Raw genomic sequence first — 21,417 nt, 5'->3', positions numbered from 1 at the left:
TTGTAAAAATCCTATATCAATAACATAAAATTTTACAAATATAATGATAAATTTTTATAAAGAGGTGTAGAAAATGGATCAACAAATTGTTATTAAACCATATCAAAAAGAATGGCAGGAAGAATATTTAAAAGAAAAAGATAAATTTTGTTCTTTATTAGGAGAAGAAATGATTGCTATTGAACATATAGGGAGTACATCCATAGAAGGATTAGGAGCGAAACCCCTTATCGATATGATGATTGGCGTAACGGATTTACAAATTACCGAAAAGTGGATTGAACCCCTTTCGAAAATTGGTTATGAGTATGTTCCAAAAAAAACATCTAATTGGCGTTTTTTTAGAAAGGGAGAATGGAGAGCTGGTACTTACCATTTACATGTTTATATTTATAATAGTGATGAATGGAGAAACAATCTATTATTTCGAGACTTTCTAAAAAAACATGAATGGGCACGTAAAGAATATGAAGAATTAAAAGAGATGCTGGCAACTACATATCCTTTTGATCGTGTATCTTATACAAATGCAAAGGCGCCGTTTATTCAAAAAATGATAATGTTAGCTAAAAAGAAAAATCAATACAAAGTTTAAGTAGTTTGGAATTCTCATTTTATTTTAATCTTTCTCTCATGCTCTTTTCTTTTTTATTTGATACATTGCTTGTTACAGGATCTTTATAAGTAAGGGGATTAAATAAAATGGAGAAGATACTAAGAAATAAATATTTACATATGTATGTTAAAATTACAGGTATTACTATTATTATTTGCAGTGTGGAATTGCTATTTATTAATGTTACGTATGGGAACGTATTAAATGTAAAATGGCTAAATAAAAAAATAGGTTCTATTGGTGAATATGGAGCAATTATAGCTGCATTGTTATGGTTTTTACGGCATTTATGGTTATTTTTAAAAAAGAAAAATATACATGTATTTAAAAAGGTTAAAGAATTGTATCTTTTCATTAAAAAATTTCACATATTAATTGGATACACTGTAATATCTGTTGCGACCACCCACGGTGTTTACTTTTTATTAAACGGGAGTCAGCATATTTTATTATTCTATAGCGGGATATTTTCTCTTTTAACCTTAATCGTACTAGGATGTGTCGGATTTTTTTTACACCAAACTAATAAGAAGACGAAATTGATAATGTATCGAAAATTACATCAAATCTTCGCAATTATATTTGGAATAGGATTACTCATTCATTTAACCATATAGGAGGAATTACCATTGCAACACATACTAATTATTGAGGATGAGGAAAGTTTATCGGATTTTTTAGAGTTAGAATTAAAATATGAAGGATATAGAGTAGATATACAACCTGATGGAAGAAAGGGATTAGAAGTTGCGCTTGAAAAGAATTACGATCTCATATTACTCGATTTAATGCTTCCAGGATTAAATGGGCTTGAGGTATGTCGTCGATTAAGAGCAACTAAAAAGACACCTATTATTATGCTGACTGCTCGTGATAGTATTATGGACCGTGTGACAGGATTAGATAGTGGCGCTGATGATTATCTTCCAAAACCATTTGCGATTGAAGAATTGTTAGCGCGTATGAGAGTTATTTTTAGACGAGAAGAAAATACAGAAAATAAGCACGTCTCATTTCTTATGTTTAAAGATTTACAGCTCCAGATTGAATCTCGAACTATTACAAAAGGAAATGAAGAAATTGAACTTACAAATAAAGAATTTGAGCTATTACTTATGTTTATGAAAAATATTAATCGAGTACTTACCCGTGATGTTTTATTGGATCAAGTATGGGGATATGACGCAATCGTTGAGACGAATATCGTGGATGTATATGTTCGTTATTTACGAAATAAGTTACATAGTGTTGATAAGGAGGAATATATCCAAACCGTCCGAGGTGCAGGATATATAATGAAATGATAAAAAATATCATGTTTCGAATTCGAAATCTACCTATAATGTGGAAGTTAACAATTTGGTCAACTGCATTAGTATTTATTTTATTCATGTTATATAGTACTTTGCAATTTATAGTAATTAATAAGTGGACTATAGATTATGAACAGAAACAGATAAATAGACAAGTGACAGAAATATCGGCATATTTCAAAGATAAAACTGATAGTCTCTCAAGTGAAACATTTGAAAACAGTAAAGATTTTCTAAATAATATGATTGATAAACATCAAATGATTCGTATTATCGACATTAACGGGAAACCGATTGTTTCTGTCTCACGAGATTTTAATGAAAATTGGATAAAACCGAAGTATGTTACAGAAGATGAATCTTTAATAACAAGACATCTAGAAGATCGAATATTAGTTGAACGTATACCAATTCAAACAAAAGGGTTTACTGGAACGATTGAACTTACGAAAAACTTAGAGACTTTTGATCACTTATTAAAAATCATCTTAGTTGTAATGGTTATTTCTGGGGTATTCGGATTGGTATTTAGTTTTTTAGGCGGGATACTTATATCGAAAAAACTATTATCAAGTGTTCAAAATATAACAGATACGATGAAGCGTATTAAGAAAAACGGACTAAATGAACGGGTTCCAGTACGAGAAAATAATGATGAACTTGCGAAATTATCATTTCTATTTAACGAAATGATGGATGAGGTAGAAACTTCTTTTACACAACAGAAACAATTCGTAGAAGACGCATCTCATGAGCTAAGAACACCATTAACAATTATTCAAGGACACCTAGCAATGTTAAATCGCTGGGGGAAACATGATCCAGCGGTAGTAGATAAATCTCTTCAATCTAGTTTAAAAGAAGTAGATCGTTTAAATAAATTAGTTGTAGAATTGCTAGAACTATCAAGAGCTGAATCTGAACAAATGCATCCAATAGCAGATGATCCAGTCCATGTAAATAGTGTATTAAAACAAGTTACGCAAAATTTTGCGATACTTCAAACTGACTTTCAATTTGATCTGAAATTGGATGGTGATGCAGCATATGTGTCAATGCCATCACCGTACTTAGAACAAATTATTATTATCATAATGGATAATGCAGTTAAATATACAAAAGATGTTAGTAAGTATATTTGTATCGAATCCAGTATACAATCGGGGCAAGTTAAAATTTGTATAATAGATCGTGGAGCAGGAATACCTGAAGCGGAGTTACCTTTTGTTTTGAACCGCTTTTATCGAGTTGATAAAGCGAGAAGTAGAAAGCAAGGGGGAAATGGGCTTGGTTTGTCTATTGCAAAACGTCTTGTTGAGAAATATAACGGAGCTATTCAAATAGAGAGTAAAGAAAACGAGGGAACAATCGTTACGATTACAATACCTTGTATAAAAAAATAAGTGATCAAAAGTATTGAAAAGAAGGTGTGTTTTATACATGCCTTCTTTTTTTGTAATTAAATCATTTTGTTTATTACGAATACTATATTGTATTAGGATTATTAGGGTAGCATAAAAATAAAATTCAAAGGTTTTTAGGCTGTATACATAATTCTCCAATAAAATTATTTTCATCATTGTAAAATGAGAATTAGATGAGAAAAGCTTAAGCCCATTTTCATAATGATGTTGTATACTGTGTGAATCAAGAACACTTGTATTTAAGGAGAGAATATTATGAATTACACAGTATTTCAATGGTTTAATCATTTAGCGGGATCGTCCAAGCTTTTAGATATGCTAATGATCGCTATTACAAATAGTGCTGTTTATGTAGCAATTCTGTTTATGCTTATCTTATGGTTTAATAACGGAAAGAAAGAGAATGCAATTAGAAAACAATATACAGTTTTATATACGACACTTTCAGTTATTATTTCATTACTAGTAAATGTTTTCATTCATGCGGTATATTACCATCCGCGTCCTTTTGTAACACATAATGTACATCAATTAGTACCTCACGCAGCAGATTCATCGTTTGTTAGTGATCATTCTGTACTTGTATTTTCGATTGCATTCGTATTTATTCTCAGAGGTGAAAAACTTAAGTATATTGCACTTATTTGGGCAGTATTAGTTGGCATATCACGCATGTACGTAGGCGTTCATTATCCACTAGATATACTTGGTGCTGCTTTCTTAACATTTATTACGAGCGGCTTAGTAATGCAAAGTGCACGTATGTTTGAACCGATAGCAAAATTTATTTTTAAAATGTATGGATTGGTAGCCAAACGAATTCCTTTTTTAGCGAAATATAACCATATAGCTTAAACTTAAGAACCTACAAAATAAGTAGGTTCTTTTTATCTGAAGATTTTTAAATTTCACGCACCGTATTTTATTGGAAATTAAATAAAAAAAACTAAAAATAAATATTTACACATCTAGCTTTTTACTAATATAAAGGGATTACCAAAAAAACTTCGAAAAATATAGTATTAAATAAAAACATACTTAGAAGCGCATCTTTTCATTAATCAAATGTAAAAGAAAGGAGAAAAGTATGCATAAACTTCAAACAAATAAAGGCGCTCGGTATATGATGATTGCTTTTATTATTTTGTTTCTTACTATGCTTTTACGTTTTTTTTACATTCAAGCAGTAGGGGTCGTACAAAATGTTGATGTAAAGGATCTTGCGAATGAACAACATAATAAAAATGGTGTTTTAGAAGCGAATCGTGGCACAATTTATGATCAAACTGGAAAAGTGCTAGTTCAAGATTCCACAACGTATCGTGTTGTTGTGAATTTAAAAGGAAAAGATAAAGTGAAAAATAAAGATGAAACTGCAGGGCGATTAGCTGATGCACTTGAAATTGATAAAGAAGAAGTAATAAAAAATTTTCACGAGGGACGTACGCAAGTTGAAATTGGAAAAGTTGGTCGAAATTTATCTAGAGAAATGAAAGATCAAATAAAAAAACTGAAAATACCAGGAGTGTCTTTTACGCCAGAGAAAGCAAGAGTATATCCAAATGAAGATTTTGCATCTTATATACTTGGATTTGCTAGACCCGACAATAAAGGAAATACAGAAGGGAAATTTGGACTTGAAAAAAGTTTGGATAAATATTTGCGCTCTACAAACGGGAATGTAGAATATGTAGGCTCACAAAAAGGTATTCCACTTACAAATGATATAGGAAAAGTAGAACCTGCTAAACATGGAAATAACGTATATCTTACGCTTGATAAACAAATTAATAGTTTTTTAGAAGAAGCGATGAACAAAGCAGAGCAACACTATGAGCCTACCATGTTACTAGGAATCATCGCAGACCCAAAAACAGGGAAAGTTTTAGCAATGTCTAGTAAACCTAGTTTTAATCCGAATAAAGGTGATATCGAATACTTTTTAAATGATCCAATAGCAAACGCATATGAACCAGGTTCAACAATGAAAGTGTTTACGTTAGCTGCTGCAATTAATGAAGGTGTATATAACGGGAAAGAATATTTTCAATCTGGAAAATATTCCGTTGGTTCATCGGATATAAAAGATCATAATGGCGGATTTGGATGGGGATCGATTACTTTTGATGAAGGGTTTGAGAGATCGTCGAACGTAGCTTTTTCTATTTTAGAAGATCAGCTACTGAAACCGAATAAATTTAAGCAATATATGAATAAATTTGGATTCAATCAAAAAACAGGAATAGATTTACCTGGCGAGAGTAAAAATACTTTATTATTAAATACACAAATTCAACAAGTTACAACTTCTTTCGGTCAAGGTTCTACAGTAACACCTATTCAGTTAATCCAAGCAGCTACAGCTATAGCAAATGACGGGAAAATGATGCAACCTTATATCGTTGATAAAGTTGTAAATCCATCAAATAAACAAGTTATTATGGAAAATCAACCGAAAGAAATTGCAAATCCGATAAAAAAAGAAACGGCGGAGAAGGTAAGAAGCTTAATGGAGCGTGTTATTACGTCTTCAAAAGGAACTGGTACAATGTATAAAGTGGATGGCTATCCAATTGGAGGAAAGACAGGAACAGCGCAAATTCCAAATCCTGAAAATGGACGATATATGGAAGGGAAAGAAAATTATATTTTTTCATTTTTAGGGATGGCTCCGATTGATGACCCTGAGCTAATCGTATACTTAGCTATTAAACAACCGAAATTAAAGGGAGACGAGTATGGAGCACAGCCACTTGCTGAAATATTTAAACCGGTTATGAAAAATAGTCTTGAATATTTAAAGATAAAACCATATACAGAAAAACAAATGGCAGATGCAGCGAAACAATCTCAATTAAAAGTACAAAATTATGTAAATCAATCGATGGATACAATAGAGAAAAGTGTAGAAAAAGAGAAGCTACAGCCGGTAATTTTAGGAGAAGGAAAAATAATAAAACAATATCCACAGTCTGGCGAGGTAATGAGTGAAGGTGATCGTATATTTTTATTAGGGAATAACGCACAAATGCCAAATGTAAAAGGTTGGTCCATGCGTGATGTTATGTATTTCTCTAAGCTTTTGAAATTAGATTTGAAAACTTCTGGTACGGGTTATGTAACGAGCCAAAGTATTGAAAAAGGACAAGATTTACAAGAAGGAGATACACTAGAACTAGAATTAGAACCGCCGTTACAACCGTTAGAAGAAGCAAATACAAATTAATTAGGATTTTGAAAGAGCTTATAGTATAATAGGCTCTTTTATTTGGGTTATAAGCAATTTCACGCACCGTACTTTTAGAAATAAAAAGAATATACGAATTCATAAGGGGCATTCTCCCTAACAAAAACTGATTATTCCGTCTTATTGTTGACAATTTAATATCCCCTTGTTAATATGGATAAAATTACATGCAATGAAGAGAAGAGTAAATAAAATGAATTTTTCACAGAGAGCTCCATTTAGCTGAAAAGGAGTAAAAATTTTTTATTGAACCAAGCCTCTGAGCAGCACATCGGAACCTATTATTTGGGGATGGTGTGACGGGAGCTCCCGTTATAGAGCTAAGGTATAAGCATGAAAATAATGCAGTACCTGATAAGGTTAATATGGCGACATATTAATAAACTAGGGTGGCACCGCGATGATAAATCTCGTCCCTAAGACTAAAAGTCTTGGGGGTGGGATTTTTTTATTGTTTTAAAACAATTTGGAAAGCGGGGGCCAAAAATGAAAAACTTACTTAAAGATTGGAAATATCCTTTATTACTACTGTCCGGAGTTGGTATTGCGAATTTAGGTGCATGGATTTACTTAATAGCGCTTAATGTACTAGTTTATAATATGGTTGGCTCAGCCTTAGCTGTTGCTGCTTTATATGTAATAAAACCATTAGCCACCTTATTTACAAACGCTTGGTCTGGGAGTATGATTGATCGTTTAAATAAACGGAAGTTAATGGTTCACCTCGATATATATCGTGCGTTATTTATCGCTATCTTACCTTTACTTCCGTCACTTTGGATTGTTTATGTATTCGTATTCTTTATAAGTATGGCCAGTGCAATTTATGAGCCAACTGCTACGACGTATATGACGAAATTAATTCCAGTAGAACAAAGACAACGTTTCAACTCATTACGTAGTTTAATAGGATCTGGAACATCTTTAATTGGTCCAGCAATAGCAGGGGTTTTATTAATTACGAGTACACCAGAGTTTGCTATATACATGAATGCTATAGCATTTCTGTTATCAGGGTTAATTACATTACTTTTGCCTAATCTTGATAGAAAATACAATTCTAATACAACAAGTGATAAATTATCTCTTGCTGTATTAAAAAAAGATTGGAACATAGTTTTAAGTTTTAGCAAAAAATCTGTGTATATCGTATGTGTTTACTTCCTATTTCAAGGGATGATGGTATTAGCTACTGCTATTGATTCACTTGAGCTCTCATTTGCGAAAGAAGTTTTATTGTTATCAGATAGTGAATACGGTTTTCTAGTTAGTATAGCTGGTGCAGGCTTTATATTAGGTGCAATAACAAATACAATCTTGTCAAAAAAATTAGCACCTTCATTTCTAATTGGAATAGGATCATTACTTATCGCAATTGGTTATTTAATTTATGCTTTTTCAAATGAGTTTTTAATAGCTGCCATTGGATTATTTATTTTATCCTTCTTTATGGCATATGCAAATACAGGTTTTTATACATTTTATCAAAATAACGTTCCTGTTCATATGATGGGACGAATCGGGAGTATATATGGACTCGTTACTGCAGTGGTAACAATTTTTATTACAATACTCTCTGGTATTGCAACTCAGTTCATCTCCATTCAGCTTGTAGTCATTATAGGAGTAGTTGTGATGCTGCTTATTACTATCATCTTGTGCGTGTTTACTTTATTGCCATCGCAGTCTAAGGCATATTCTGCTGAATCAATACATTTAAAATAATTTCCATTGTGTTTATTTGTAATTTATGGTGTTGAATAGGAGGGTTATTTCCCCTTTATATGGAAAAATATTAAGGGGAAATAACAACACCAAAGGATAAGGGGAGTTGTCGTGATAATAACAAAAGATGAAATAGACAAAATTGTAAAAGAAATGCATGGGAAAATAGATTTCTCTGGAGTTGTTTTAGTAAAAAAGAAAAAAACTTAATATATGAAGAAGTATTTGGTTACGCAAACCGAAGTGAATGTATAAACAATACACTACAAACCAAATTCGGAATTGCTTCAGGATGTAAAATCTTCACTGCAATTGACATCTGTCAACTTGTTGAAAAAGGTGTTATTTCTTTTCATACAAAGTTATACGTATTAAAGTTTTTAAGTTGAAATGATTACTATTATATTTAGATATACAAACTTTGAATTGTGATATTGATATGAGGGGATGTGTTAACAATTTGTATATGATTAGTGGTAGTTTGTTTATTATTTTAGGAGTTAGTTGTTACTTGGTTGTTCGGATTATTTTAATTAGCATGAAAAACAAAAAACAGATGAACTGGTGGAAAGAATTAATTCGTTTTCTATTCACAATATACATTTGCATGGTTGTTTCAGTTACTTTGTTTCCCCTACCTATCGGTTTTTCATCTAATTTTGAATATATTGATTGGTCTATCAATATTATCCCCTTTGCATCAATTATTAAAGATATTGGTCAAATAGGGAGTGCTTATGATGGTGATGTCCTATTTATGACTAGATTAATCGTAAGAAATGTAGGCGGGAATATTTTATTATTAATGCCTTTAGGATTTTTAGCGCCAATTTTATGGGATAAATATAAAAAGGTCAAAAATACTATTTTATTAGGATTTGCTATATCAGTTAGTATTGAATTGCTACAATTAACTGAGTCTTTATTTAGTGGAGTGGGACGTATTACTGATATTGATGATGTAATCTGTAACGTTCTAGGTTCTATTTTTGGATATTGTATTTATAACATTTTTTTAAAACTAGCTACTAAATTCAACATTCGAAAGTCAGAAAAAACAGTTGCTAATACTGTGAAATGTATTGATAAATAAAATTGAAAATAAATTCATCCCGTGTTTAACAATACTGTGAACGGTAATACTAATTAACATTGAACTTTTACAACAAGGGATGATAATATGATATTCATTTACACAGATTTCGGAGGCACACATACAACTTCACTAGCTGCAGCATATCATTTAAATAAATTACCAACCGATCGAAAGTTAACGAAAGAAGAAATATTAAATGTCGAGTACTTCAATAAATTAAAAACAGAAGATATGGGGAAAATTATTTTTCATGGAATAGATGAAAACGGTAATCCTGTATATACGATTGGATGTGGCGCATCAAAAGTCGTTGTACCTGCGATGAAGCATTTAGGGGAAATTTTGCAAAAACATTATCAAAATCATGAAAAGATTATTTTTTCTAATACATCACCAACAGTGCCTTTACCTATGACTTTTGGGGGTCTGTTTTCTAGAAGGTTCCATATCGACTTTATCGGTGTACCATTACTCGTATGGGGAGCAAAGATTTGCTGTGATAACATACAAAGGCTTGTCAGTTATACGAAAGAAGCTGGCCGGTTGACGAATGATTATGTTGTAATATTAGATAATGAAACTTTTAAATAATGTATGTAAGAAGAAAATTGGGCAAATACTTCGATTTTCTTCTTTTGTTATTGAAATAGACAAAAAATAGTCACATTTAATATTCATCTACTATAGCCAAAACAATAAAGTCCTGTTACTATTACAGGGATATTCTCTTTTCATAGCATAAATATATAGAAAAATTAGAAAAGAGGAATTGAATTAAGGGAGGAACAACATGAAGCGTGTTGCTTGGGTTACTGATAGTACAACTGCGAGTTTTACAACAGAAGGAGATAACTTTGTTATTCCAATTGAAGTTATTATTGATGGAGTGTCGTACAAAGATTGTGAAGAAGGTGTACGTGAACGTGTCTATGCTGCGTTAAACGAAGGTAAAACTGTCACTACATCACAACCTAACATTGGGGAAATGGTAGAGTTATTTACAAAATGCAAAGAAGAATATGAAGAAGGCTTTGCAGTTGCTATTAGCGGAAAAGTAAGTGGAACTTATCAAAATATGAAACTTGCTGCAGAAATGGCAGGGTTCCCTTTAACTGTGTTAGATAGTGAATCAACAAGTTACCCAATGGATGAACTAATTAGAAAAGCGAAATCGTTATACAATGATGGTATGACTTTACAAGATATACATAAAACATTAGTAAATGAAAAAAGAAGACCTTTTTATGTATTTCCAAAGAGTTTAAAAGGTCTATACGCAAGTGGGCGTGTAAAGGGAGTTCAATTTTTACTTGGAAGTTTATTAAGTGTCAACTTAATATTAGAAGTAAAAGGTGGAGAACTTTTACTTGAAAAGAAAGTTCGCAAAATCCAAAAGTGCAGAGAATATATTAAAAATGAGCTTGAAAAAGAATTACCAAAAGTACTTCATATGTTTCATGCCAATGATAAAGATGGAGCAGAAGAATGGATTGCAGATATTAGACAAGCATTCCCTGAAATGGATTTCAAACTATATCCATTACCAATTTCATTCGCTGTACATGCAGGTGAAGGAACAATAGCAGTTAGTTATTAAAGTAAAACCCGTGAATCATTCGCGGGTTTTTATTTTTATTTAATTAAAACGAAAATGCGATCCCGCCCCATGGCAATTAAGCTAAGAATTTCGTGAACCGCCAAATTTCCAATTTCTGAAATTAGCAATTCTAATTCATGCTATAAATAATTTTGTATAAAGAGATAAAAGGATTTTTAAAAATAAAAAAGAAGTATATATAAACAAATATATAAATGGTAGTGATAGTATGAAAATCAGTAAGTTTGCAGATGTAAATAATATAAGTATAGATACGATAAGACATTATATAGACCTCGGGCTCATTATTCCTGAAAAAAAGGACAGTCATTATTTTTTTGACGAGTATTGTCAAAAGGATATAGAACTAATATTAGAGTACAAATGGTTAGGGTTTAGCCTGAATGAAATTAAAGAACTGTTCCTTTATAAAAATTTAGGGAAATCTATAGATTACGAAAAAGATATTTTTTATCAATCTTTATTTAAAGTAAAATATGAAAAGATTGAACAAGAAATAAAAACTTTAGAGGAACGAAAAGATAAATTAAAGGAAGCGTTAAATAATTTATCATTAGCAACTGAAATGTCGAATTCAATTTTAGGGATAGATTTAAAAGTACTTAATTTATTTAAATGTTTTAAGTGTAACGGGAATTTAATTCTTGAAGATGGCATTATTAATAAGAATCAAATTGTTGAGGGTAAGTTAATTTGTAATTGTAATGAAGAATATGCGATTAATTCAGGGATTTTAACAGTTGGCAAATTATTTAAAGCGTATGAAATGACATCGCTTGAAGATTCTATCCCAGATTATATCCATGAAACAGATACTATTTTTTTGGAAAATATACAAAGAGGCGGAGAATGGGCGAAAAGGAAACTAATACAGCTAGATTTAAATAACAAGATATTACTTGATTTAGGATCAGGTTTTGGGTTCTTTTTAAGAAATATTTATGAAGAACTACCAGAAAATTGCTTATACATCGCTGTTGATCGAGATTTGAATAAACTTTTACTTTTAAAGGATGTAATTGAGAGAACAAATCCTAAAAGAAACATTTTATTTATCTGTGCCGACTTTTTAAACATACCTATTCAGAATTATTCTGCCGATATTGTAATTGATCAGTCAGGTACAAGTAATTATAGTTTTGAACATGAGGAGTTTTTATTACATAAATTAAATCCTCTTTTTAAACCTGATTGTTATATATTAAGTTCATTTATTTTATTTAATAAATTTAGCATAAATAGCCAAATTGCACCTCGACTTCGAGAGAATTTTACATCTTCAAAAGTTAAGGAAGAAATCCAAAAGCTAAAGTTTCATTCCATTGATGAAAGGACTTCTAAATATTTGGAACGGGGCGGGAAATACGAAAATTTCTTTGTCGAAGGAGAAGAAATTTATACATATTCATTTTTCGGAAAAAGATGGGGTTAACCCCATCTTTTTTAATTTTTTATTTAAATTTTTTGTAAAAGCATATTGATATTGGGTTTACACGAGAACTTACACTGTATGTAATACAAAGTTAAACAGGGGGGAAGTTATGGGACGCTTACAAATTTATTCACCAAATGTAAAAAGTAATCAAGAACTAAGAAATATGTGTCTCTATTCATTTGGGAAAACAGTATCAATATTTGGTAGCTCTATTTATAGTTTTGCATTAGGATTATACGTTTTACAAATAACCGGATCAGCATTAAATTTCGCAATTACGCTTATTTTAGGAACTATTCCAATGATTGTTATGAATCCATTTGCTGGTGTAATTGCAGATAAAGTTGATAAAAAGAAATTGGTCGTTTGTATGGATTTACTAAGTGGAGGTCTATTAATTACTGTTTATATATTTAGCAGTAATTATGGATTAAACTTAATCACCATTTACGCTACTACCTTTTTTATAACGGTATTTACAACATTTTTTGGGATAGGATTAGAATCCGCGAAACCGAATATTGTTTCTGAAGAGAGGTTAATGAATATTAATTCTATAAGTAAAATTATTGACTCTGTATCTTTAATTCTCGGTCCTATGTTAGGTGGTATCGTTTTTGCTGTCTTAGATATAAAAACGTTCATAATAATAAACGGTATTTCATTTATTCTTTCAGGCATATTCATAATGTTTATTCACTTTAAATTGTTCGAGCGCAAAATAAATGAGGAATGTTCAATAAGAGAAATTAATTTTATTAAAGATATAAAAGAGGGATTCTATTACTTCATGGAGAGAGAAAGCTTAAAGAATACGTTTAGTATTTTGATTTCCCTTAATTTTTTCTTAGGGTTTGCTGTAACAGTCCCATTACCATACATTATAAACACAGTGCTCAATCTTAGCTCGAAGCAATTTGGTATCATTCAAGGGACTTTTCCAATAGGAATGATAGTTGGTGCAATGTTAGTAAAAAAGATAACTGATCGTTTTTCTTATTCTTATTTTTTGAGAAAAATAAGTTTTATGTTGGCAATTTTTATGATAGTTTCAGGTATCCCTGTTTTATTCAAAAGTATTGAAGTAAATAATTTTGTATTCGTTACTATATATTGCGTTATTATGTTCTTTTTAGGGCTAATGATAGCATTAATCGATATCCCTTTAATTTATTTCATGCAAAAAGAGATTCCAGATGAATATAGGGGAAGAGTGCTCAGTATTGGATTAAGTATAGGTAAAATGATGCAGCCGATAGCACTCGCAATTTCAGGTCTATTATTAAATTATATTCCAGCCTACATGCTTCCAATTGCAGGAGGTATTGTATTTCTTATTTTGAATAAGGCTCACTCAAATAAGCTGAATTTAGAAATTCATTCAAAAGGGTATAGTATTGAACGTAATTAAATAATATTGAAAAAGCGCAGGAATATCATCCTGCGCTTTTTTATCGTAATTCAGCTGTTTTTCTAATAACAATCTTATCAACATCATCTTCTTCATCACCAATAAATAATCCTCGTTCTTTTAAATACGCTTCAAAATATAAATCTGCTTCAGCACGTTCATCATATGGCTTTACAGATAGAACGAAACCTAGTTTGTTTTGTTCTTCTAAATGAGAAGTGGAGATGTAGGCCGGTACATTGTGGCGTAAAAAGAGTTCTTTAACCGGAATAATCATATCTTTCATTAATTTCGTTAACATACTCATTTCAAGCTCGAAATTAAAGCGATCTATACTAGATAAATCAGCAAATACTACACCGATAAAACCTGTATTAAATACTTCGTGATATTCTACATCTTCGTCATGACCGCCGTAAAAATTCTTTTCGATTAAATAATTTACAAAGTAAGCAACGCCATCACTTTGTTCAAATGGTTTCGTTGAAAGAACGAAGCCAATTTTCTTTTGTTTATGTAAATACACACATGACATGTATGCTGAAATGTTATGTTCTTTAAATAGAGAACTCGTTGCCCCAGAGAGACCGTCTAAAACGTGATGAACGATTTGGAGTTTTTTACGAGCGAAATAATAGGATTTCTTTTGTAATTCCAATGTATCAATAAAGACAGAGCCGATAAAGCCTGTATTTGAAATAATAGGTGTTTGCTTTTTTCTTCCTCTGCGCTTTGCTTGAACCATTGTTAAAATCATCCCTTCATGTACAATTAAAGTAAAAAGAACGTTTGTTCGTATATTTATATTTTACTATTAAAACACTCTAAAGTAAAGGGTTTTTGATGAAAAAACAACAAAAAAGACACCTGTAAAAGGTGCCTTAAATGCCGTAGGGAAGAGGGTTCATCCCAACTATTTATATTATGATACAGAAACAATCTCTTCTGTATCTTCTACATCTAAATGACAGTCCATAGTACGAACATCTTGATCTTCATGACTTCCGAAATAAATAGTAATTTTCATATGTATCGCTCCTTTATTCTAGGAATACCTAAAATAATTACTAGTAATGTTAATATTTATTATATACCACTTTTTTCATTCCGACAACGTTATATCTTTTTAATATTTGTAAAGCTAGTTTTTTCCTTGAAAAATAGGTTTTTTAATTAATGAAGTAACAGGACGTATGTTAAATACAACATACTGCGTAAATAATGCTATTAATAATCCATGTACACATCCTGCAATTACATCAAATGGATAATGTACGCCTACCCATATTCTTGAAAAAGCTACACCAAGCGCTAAGAACAACCAAGTATATTTAAAACGATATGCAGATAACAATAGTGTAGCTGCAATTACAATAGCTGATGTCGCATGATCACTTGGAAAAGAAGAATTAGCAGCATGATCTACGAGTTGTGTGATGCTATGTGAGACAAAAGGACGCTCCCTATAAATAAATATCTCGATGATTCTATTGATGGAATACGCTAAAGTAAACGCAACCATCGATTGAAAAGCTATTACACGAAAATTAGGTTTATTCTTTATCCATAATAGTATGAGTAGTAACACGAAAGCATATTGTACATATTCTGCAAATAAAATCATTACATTATCTATCAGTGGATATTGTTGTACTCTATTATTAATAAAGTTGAACCATTCATAATCTAAATCTTTAATATTCATTACATAATCTCCTTTAATGCTTTAACATGTTACATTCTAAAAAATATACCTTGTTAAACAATTTTTATAAAATCCTAATAAATTCTTATTATATTTTTTCATTGTTTTCTACCTTTAAATAATATTCTATTCAATATTAAAAGAGTTACTAACAATGTACTATCTTATTTTGTGACATTAACATTACATTTTTGTAAGGTTCTTTTTTTATTTTAATAGTTCAACTTAGGGTCCCGCCAGCATTTTGGAAAAAACCACGCTAAGCAAGAAAATAAAATAAGCCATCCATTTGGACAGCCCATTTACATAATTATCGTTCTCGGAAGTTATTGTGTAACCCATTTTTGTTTAGCTTAATGGGTATGTGTAGCAATGGAACAGGATAATGCAACAAACATTAGAAATGATAAAACTATCATTTTTTATATGAAAATAGCTTAATTTTAGATGATTTTTCATTCGTTTGAAACAGAAACATACGATTTTGTAAAAAGATCAAGAACATATTTCACTGAGAATGTCCGCTAATACTTAACCTAAGTTTTTGTTCTACTGCTACACATACCCCTATTGCAAAAGAAAATGGTATAACAAGGCAAACTGTCTACAGAATAGAGTATGTTATATTTAGGACATATATTTATTTTAGAAAGGATAGTTTTAAAAATGGAAATAGAGAATTTACTTAGAGTTACGACAAGGTTAGCATTAAGAGATTGGTTTGAGGAAAATTCAAAAACAGAAAAATTTTGTTGGGTGATAGTAAGTATAACTGAACAATCAGAAGTAATTCAGTATTTAGATGCAGTTGAAGAGGCACTATGTTTTGGTTGGATTGATGGCATAAAAAAGAAAATATCAGATACTGAACTTGCTCAAAGGCTTTCCCCAAGAAAGAAAAACAGTAATTGGACAGAATTAAATAAGGAAAGAGTAAGGAGATTATATCAATTAGGTTTGATGAAAGAAGAAGGACTAAGAGTTCTTCCTGATATGCGACCTGAATCTTTTACTATAGATGCAGATATTAAAACTCGTCTGAAAGAAGATGAACAGTTATATCAAAACTTTATTAATTTCCCTGATCTATACCAAAGGATTAGAATTGATACGATACAAAGTTATAAAAATGAACCTAATATTTTTAATAAAAGATTGAATAAGTTTATTGAAAATACCAGAGAAAATAAAATGTACGGTCAATGGAATGACAATGGTCGCTTAATCAATTATTAAGGCTACCAAGGGACTAACGGGGGATTTGGTATAATAAAGGTTTACGAGGTTATGAATAAACTAAACATAATGGAGGATTTAACTTTATATAGTCCAGTTCTTTGCGGAACAATCCCTATTAGAATTGATACTCTTCATTCTGACTTAGATATTGTAATGGAAGTACATAATTATAATGCTTTTGAACAGGAAATGAGATTGTGGTAAATAAGATACGTAAAAAGATCCTCTTATAAGTAAAAGAGGATCTTTTTCAAGCCATTAACTCACAGATTAATGCACTGAGCAATTTAACCTCGTGAGTAATTTGTTCCGAGGAAGCATATCCATATGATAAACGTATGTACTGATTTGATTCTTCTTCATAAATACATCCCGGATTTAAAAGAACCCCTCTTGATAGTGCCTTTGAAAATAGTTTTTCCATCGGAATGTTAGGTACAATCTTTAGCCATATAAAAAATCCGCCACTAGGAATATCCCACGTTGCAATGTCTGCACAATACTTATTTAAAGTTTGTACCATCATTCGTCTTCGTTCTTTCAAGTGAATTCTTACGTTCGCTACAGGTTATTTATAATATCCTTTACATAACCATTCCGCAGCAACTCTTTGAGATAAAGAACTTGATCCATAATCTGTTTGCATTTTTATATCTGACAATCTATCAATAACATATGTCATAGGTTGGAAATGATTGCATAAAAGAATGAACCTTTCAATTCATGAGGGAACATGGCCCCTTTGTTAGCAAGTTGGAAAACTAATTGCCAAAAATCATCCTGGATTGATCAATCCTTTACCTAGCATCATAATCATAAGCATATTGGTAAAGTATAGAAATGAAGCTAAACGATCTTATATGATTAACTTTTAATCTCAAGCCTTTTCACGACCAAACTTATCCTTTTATTGTAAAAGGGATCGAATTGGATGTTCTTGCAGACCAGCATCCGGAGGAACTCGTTGTCATGTTGTTATCATCCGTTGCATATCAACAGGCCACCCCTCATGTTTTCGGGAACTTTACAACTGTAACAAAAGACAGAGAGAGATGGAAACAAGTTATCAAACACAGCTTAAAAGTAAACTTTTTAAAGTAGTGCAGGTAAGTGAAATTTTTCAAGCAAGAATAATTACTAAAATAACATGCTCTTTTGAAAGGATGTTTTTAATGAAAAAGCTTAATGACATTCCCCAACCTAAAACGTTTGGTCCATTAGGTAATGTACCTCTACTTGATAAAGATAAACCGCTCCTATCGTTTATCAAGCTGGCGGAAGAGTACGGTCCCATTTTTCAGCTTCAAACTCCAGGAGGTACTGCCATTATCGTTTCTGGGCATGAACTGGTAGAAGAAGTCTGTGACCAGTCACGGTTCGATAAAAGTGTAGAAGGTCCTTTAGCAAAGGTTCGTCCCTTTGCTGGAGACGGGTTATTTACAAGTGGAACAGACGAGCCTAACTGGAGAAAAGCCCATAATATTCTGACGCCTACATTCAGTCAGCGGGCAATGAAGGATTACCATGCCATGATGGTCGATATTGCCGTACAGCTCGTTCAAAAATGGGCACGGCTTAATCCGAATGAAGAGGTGGATGTCCCGGAGGATATGACCCGTCTTACATTGGACACGATTGGTTTATGCGGTTTTAATTACCGATTCAACAGTTATTATCGTGAGACTCCTCATCCTTTTATCACCAGCATGGTCCGTGCTCTAGATGAAGCGATGCATCAAACACAACGATTAGATATACAGGACAAACTCATGGTGAGAACTAAACGTCAATTTCAGCATGATATCCAAGCCATGTTTTCTTTAGTAGATAATATTATTGCCGAACGTAAGGCCAATGGAAACCAGGAAGGAAATGATTTGCTTTCCCGTATGTTAAATGTGAAGGATCCGGAAACGGGCGAAACACTGGATGATGAAAATATTCGCTTCCAAATCATCACCTTTTTAATAGCCGGGCACGAGACAACAAGTGGATTGTTATCCTTTGCGATCTATTACTTATTAAAAAATCCGGATAAATTGAGAAAAGCTTACGAAGAAGTAGATCGGGTATTAACAGGGCCCACTCCGACATATCAACAAGTTCTGCAGCTTAAGTATATCCGGATGATTTTAAATGAATCGCTGCGTCTATGGCCTACCGCACCAGCATTCAGCCTTTATGCAAAAGAAGACACGGTGATTGGCGGAAAATATCCGGTAAAGAAAAGAGAAGAGCGGATTATGGTTCTTATTCCACAGCTGCATCGAGATAAAGATGCATGGGGGGACAATGCAGAAGAATTCCATCCTGAACGGTTTGAAGATCCGGATAAAGTTCCTCATCATGCTTATAAGCCATTTGGAAATGGACAGCGAGCATGTATCGGTATGCAGTTTGCCCTTCATGAGGCCACTCTCGTACTGGGAATGCTTCTCCAACATTTTGAATTCATCGATTATGCGAATTATGAGCTGGACATTAAACAAACATTAACGTTAAAGCCAGGTGATTTTAAGATACAGGTTCGATCCCGAAATCAAGCTGCCATCCGTCCATCTGTCCTAACACCTGTAGCAGAGACGCCGGAGGACCACAAAACGGAAAAGCAAGTTCAGAATGCAGCTTCTCTCCAAGGACTCAATAATCGTCCGCTTCTTGTTCTTTATGGTTCTGATACTGGAACTGCTGAGGGTGTAGCACGGGAACTTGCAGATACAGCGAGTTTGCATGGCGTACGGACTGAAGTATCGCCTTTAAATGACCGAATTGGTAACTTACCGAAAGAAGGAGCCATTCTCATTGTTACTTCTTCTTATAACGGAAAGCCACCGAGCAATGCTGGACAATTCGTACAATGGCTCGAAGAACTACAACATGGTGAGCTACAAGGTGTTCATTATGCGGTGTTTGGTTGTGGAGATCATAACTGGGCCAGTACCTATCAAAATGTCCCAAGATATATTGACGAGCAGATGGCTCAACAGGGAGCCACAAGGTTCTCAACACGCGGAGAGGGAGATGTCAGTGGAGACTTTGAGGAACAGCTCAATCAATGGAAACAAAGCATGTGGTCGGATGCGATGAAAGCTTTTGGATTGGTGCTCAATGAAAATGTAGAAAAAGAACGCAGTACCCTAAGCCTTCAGTTTGTCAGTGGCCTTGGAGGATCTCCTCTTGCTCGTTCATACGAAGCAATGAATGCAACTATTGTGGAAAATCGCGAACTCCAATCAGCTGGCAGTGATCGGAGCACTCGGCATATCGAGGTGGCCTTACCGCAAGGAGTTACTTATCATGAAGGAGACCATCTCGGAGTGCTTCCACACAACAGTGAGGAAAATGTCAGCCGCGTTCTCCGTAGGTATAATTTGAATGGAAATGATAAAATAGTACTGACAGCAAGTGGACGAAACGCAGCTCATCTGCCACTTGATATGCCTGTTAGTTTACGTGATCTTCTTAGCTATAGTGTGGAAGTACAGGAAGCAGCAACGAGAGCACAGATACGGGAACTGGCATCTTTTACGGTTTGCCCTCCGCACAAAAGAGAATTGGAAACTTTAGTGGAAGAGGGAACTTACCAAGAGCAAATATTAAAGAAACGTATTTCCATGTTAGATCTTCTCGAAAAGTACGAAGCATGTGAAATGCCGTTTGAGCGGTTTTTAGAACTTCTCCCTGCACTCAAACCACGTTACTATTCTATTTCAAGCTCACCACTCGTTGCCCAGGATCGCCTGAGTATTACAGTTGGTGTTGTAAGCGGACCTGCACGGAGTGGACAAGGTGAATATAAAGGGGTCGCTTCTAACTATTTATCTCAAAGTCACAACGAAGACAATATTGCTTGTTTTATTCGTACTCCACAATCCGGTTTTCAGTTGCCAAAAAATCCTGAAACGCCAATTATCATGGTTGGACCAGGAACTGGGATTGCACCATTCCGAGGGTTTTTACAATCACGTCGCATCCTGAAACAGCAAGGCATAAAATTAGGAGAAGCTCACCTGTATTTCGGTTGTCGTCATCCTGAACAGGATTATCTCTATCGTACAGAATTAAAAAAAGATGAAAAGGATGGCATATTATCCTTACACACAGCTTTTTCGCGTCTGGAAGGACATCCAAAAACATATGTACAGCATTTAATGCAACAAGATGGAGACAAGTTAATTTCTTTATTAGATAACAGCGCTCATCTTTATATATGCGGTGATGGAAGTCGAATGGCTCCAGATGTAGAGGATACTCTTTGTCAAGCTTATCAGCGAAATCATGGGGTAAGTGAACAAGAGGCAAGAAATTGGTTAGACCAATTGCAACGTGAAGGACGATATGGAAAAGATGTGTGGGCTGGAATCTAAGCTCCATTAGACAGTAATACACAATATTTAAAAATAAAAATCCCGTATCCTTTATTGGTTTCGGGATTTTTACTTAAACATAGATATCCAATTTTCTTTAAAGGTGTTATTCCACGAACTGGCCCTTTAGCTGAGTAACTTTATTACTACTCAACAGTTCCTTAATTCTCCTTTCAGTTCAGATCTTCTTTTCACTATCCACCCCTTTTAGATAAACAGAT

The 21,417-nt window shown here is 32.9% G+C and carries 16 protein-coding genes, 3 pseudogenes and 1 other annotated feature; of the genes and pseudogenes, 16 read left to right on the top strand and 3 right to left on the bottom strand.

What is annotated here, in order from left to right:
* Nucleotides 1-73 precede the first annotated feature (73 nt).
* The 13 genes and pseudogenes from COC96_RS07215 (at nucleotide 74) to COC96_RS07155 (ending at nucleotide 13,885) form a co-directional block, all read left to right on the top strand.
* On the top strand, nucleotides 74-595 hold the full coding sequence (locus COC96_RS07215) for a GrpB family protein (protein WP_098266920.1): 522 nt from the start codon (nucleotides 74-76) through the stop codon (nucleotides 593-595).
* 107 nt (nucleotides 596-702) lie between these two features.
* The gene (locus COC96_RS07210; RefSeq protein WP_098266921.1) at nucleotides 703-1,233 is read left to right on the top strand and encodes a hypothetical protein; all 531 of its coding nucleotides are present in this window, start codon (nucleotides 703-705) and stop codon (nucleotides 1,231-1,233) included.
* Between the two features lie 12 nt (nucleotides 1,234-1,245).
* Entirely contained in the window at nucleotides 1,246-1,920 is a 675-nt protein-coding gene (locus tag COC96_RS07205) for a response regulator transcription factor (protein ID WP_098266922.1), read from the top strand.
* Complete coding sequence (locus COC96_RS07200) at nucleotides 1,917-3,332, top strand: HAMP domain-containing sensor histidine kinase (protein ID WP_098266923.1); 1,416 nt, start codon at nucleotides 1,917-1,919, stop codon at nucleotides 3,330-3,332. Before COC96_RS07205 ends, COC96_RS07200 begins: the two co-directional genes overlap by 4 nt.
* A gap of 276 nt (nucleotides 3,333-3,608) precedes the next feature.
* Nucleotides 3,609-4,208: an undecaprenyl-diphosphatase gene (locus tag COC96_RS07195; protein ID WP_098266924.1), complete on the top strand. Its 600-nt coding sequence runs from the start codon at nucleotides 3,609-3,611 to the stop codon at nucleotides 4,206-4,208.
* Between the two features lie 232 nt (nucleotides 4,209-4,440).
* Nucleotides 4,441-6,579: a penicillin-binding protein gene (locus COC96_RS07190; protein WP_098768583.1), complete on the top strand. Its 2,139-nt coding sequence runs from the start codon at nucleotides 4,441-4,443 to the stop codon at nucleotides 6,577-6,579.
* A 184-nt stretch (nucleotides 6,580-6,763) separates the two neighbouring features.
* Nucleotides 6,764-7,021 (top strand) — a binding site (T-box leader).
* Nucleotides 7,022-7,086: 65 nt separating this feature from the next.
* Entirely contained in the window at nucleotides 7,087-8,325 is a 1,239-nt protein-coding gene (locus tag COC96_RS07185) for an MFS transporter (RefSeq protein WP_098768582.1), read from the top strand.
* Between the two features lie 111 nt (nucleotides 8,326-8,436).
* Nucleotides 8,437-8,690: pseudogene (locus COC96_RS07180) on the top strand (penicillin-binding protein); the annotation flags it as partial.
* Between the two features lie 95 nt (nucleotides 8,691-8,785).
* On the top strand, nucleotides 8,786-9,418 hold the full coding sequence (locus tag COC96_RS07175; protein WP_142339966.1) for a VanZ family protein: 633 nt from the start codon (nucleotides 8,786-8,788) through the stop codon (nucleotides 9,416-9,418).
* Nucleotides 9,419-9,505: 87 nt separating this feature from the next.
* Nucleotides 9,506-10,012: a DUF3189 family protein gene (locus tag COC96_RS07170; protein ID WP_098266927.1), complete on the top strand. Its 507-nt coding sequence runs from the start codon at nucleotides 9,506-9,508 to the stop codon at nucleotides 10,010-10,012.
* Between the two features lie 199 nt (nucleotides 10,013-10,211).
* Nucleotides 10,212-11,018, top strand: a complete 807-nt coding sequence (locus COC96_RS07165) for a DegV family protein (protein ID WP_098266928.1) — start codon at nucleotides 10,212-10,214, stop codon at nucleotides 11,016-11,018.
* 229 nt (nucleotides 11,019-11,247) lie between these two features.
* Nucleotides 11,248-12,471, top strand: coding sequence for a MerR family transcriptional regulator (locus COC96_RS07160; protein ID WP_098768580.1), 1,224 nt, complete (start codon nucleotides 11,248-11,250; stop codon nucleotides 12,469-12,471).
* A gap of 109 nt (nucleotides 12,472-12,580) precedes the next feature.
* A complete protein-coding gene (locus COC96_RS07155) occupies nucleotides 12,581-13,885 on the top strand; it encodes an MFS transporter (RefSeq protein ID WP_098768579.1) in 1,305 nt (434 codons plus the stop codon).
* 40 nt (nucleotides 13,886-13,925) lie between these two features.
* Here the strand turns inward: COC96_RS07155 and COC96_RS07150 are convergent, their stop codons facing one another.
* Together COC96_RS07150 and COC96_RS07140 are read right to left on the bottom strand one after the other, a co-directional pair.
* Nucleotides 13,926-14,642, bottom strand: a complete 717-nt coding sequence (locus tag COC96_RS07150; RefSeq protein WP_142339965.1) for a hypothetical protein — start codon at nucleotides 14,640-14,642, stop codon at nucleotides 13,926-13,928.
* 384 nt (nucleotides 14,643-15,026) lie between these two features.
* Complete coding sequence (locus COC96_RS07140) at nucleotides 15,027-15,590, bottom strand: undecaprenyl-diphosphatase (protein ID WP_097906403.1); 564 nt, start codon at nucleotides 15,588-15,590, stop codon at nucleotides 15,027-15,029.
* Between the two features lie 666 nt (nucleotides 15,591-16,256).
* On the opposite strand from COC96_RS07140, the gene COC96_RS07135 reads away from it, so the two are divergent.
* Together COC96_RS07135 and COC96_RS07130 are read left to right on the top strand one after the other, a co-directional pair.
* Nucleotides 16,257-16,826: a YdeI/OmpD-associated family protein gene (locus COC96_RS07135; protein WP_098768577.1), complete on the top strand. Its 570-nt coding sequence runs from the start codon at nucleotides 16,257-16,259 to the stop codon at nucleotides 16,824-16,826.
* A gap of 30 nt (nucleotides 16,827-16,856) precedes the next feature.
* Nucleotides 16,857-17,024 (top strand): annotated as a pseudogene (locus COC96_RS07130) (DUF4269 domain-containing protein); the annotation flags it as partial.
* 55 nt (nucleotides 17,025-17,079) lie between these two features.
* Here the strand turns inward: COC96_RS07130 and COC96_RS07125 are convergent.
* Nucleotides 17,080-17,502 (bottom strand): annotated as a pseudogene (locus tag COC96_RS07125) (PLP-dependent aminotransferase family protein); the annotation flags it as partial.
* 499 nt (nucleotides 17,503-18,001) lie between these two features.
* Here COC96_RS07125 and COC96_RS07120 point away from each other — a divergent pair.
* A complete protein-coding gene (locus COC96_RS07120) occupies nucleotides 18,002-21,196 on the top strand; it encodes a bifunctional cytochrome P450/NADPH--P450 reductase (protein ID WP_180234951.1) in 3,195 nt (1,064 codons plus the stop codon).
* Nucleotides 21,197-21,417: the final 221 nt, after the last annotated feature.

The organism is Bacillus cereus (assembly GCF_002577405.1).
GTDB classification, from domain to species: Bacteria; Bacillota; Bacilli; order Bacillales; family Bacillaceae_G; genus Bacillus_A; species Bacillus_A cereus_AU.
This window is presented reverse-complemented; position numbering and strand designations above follow the sequence as displayed.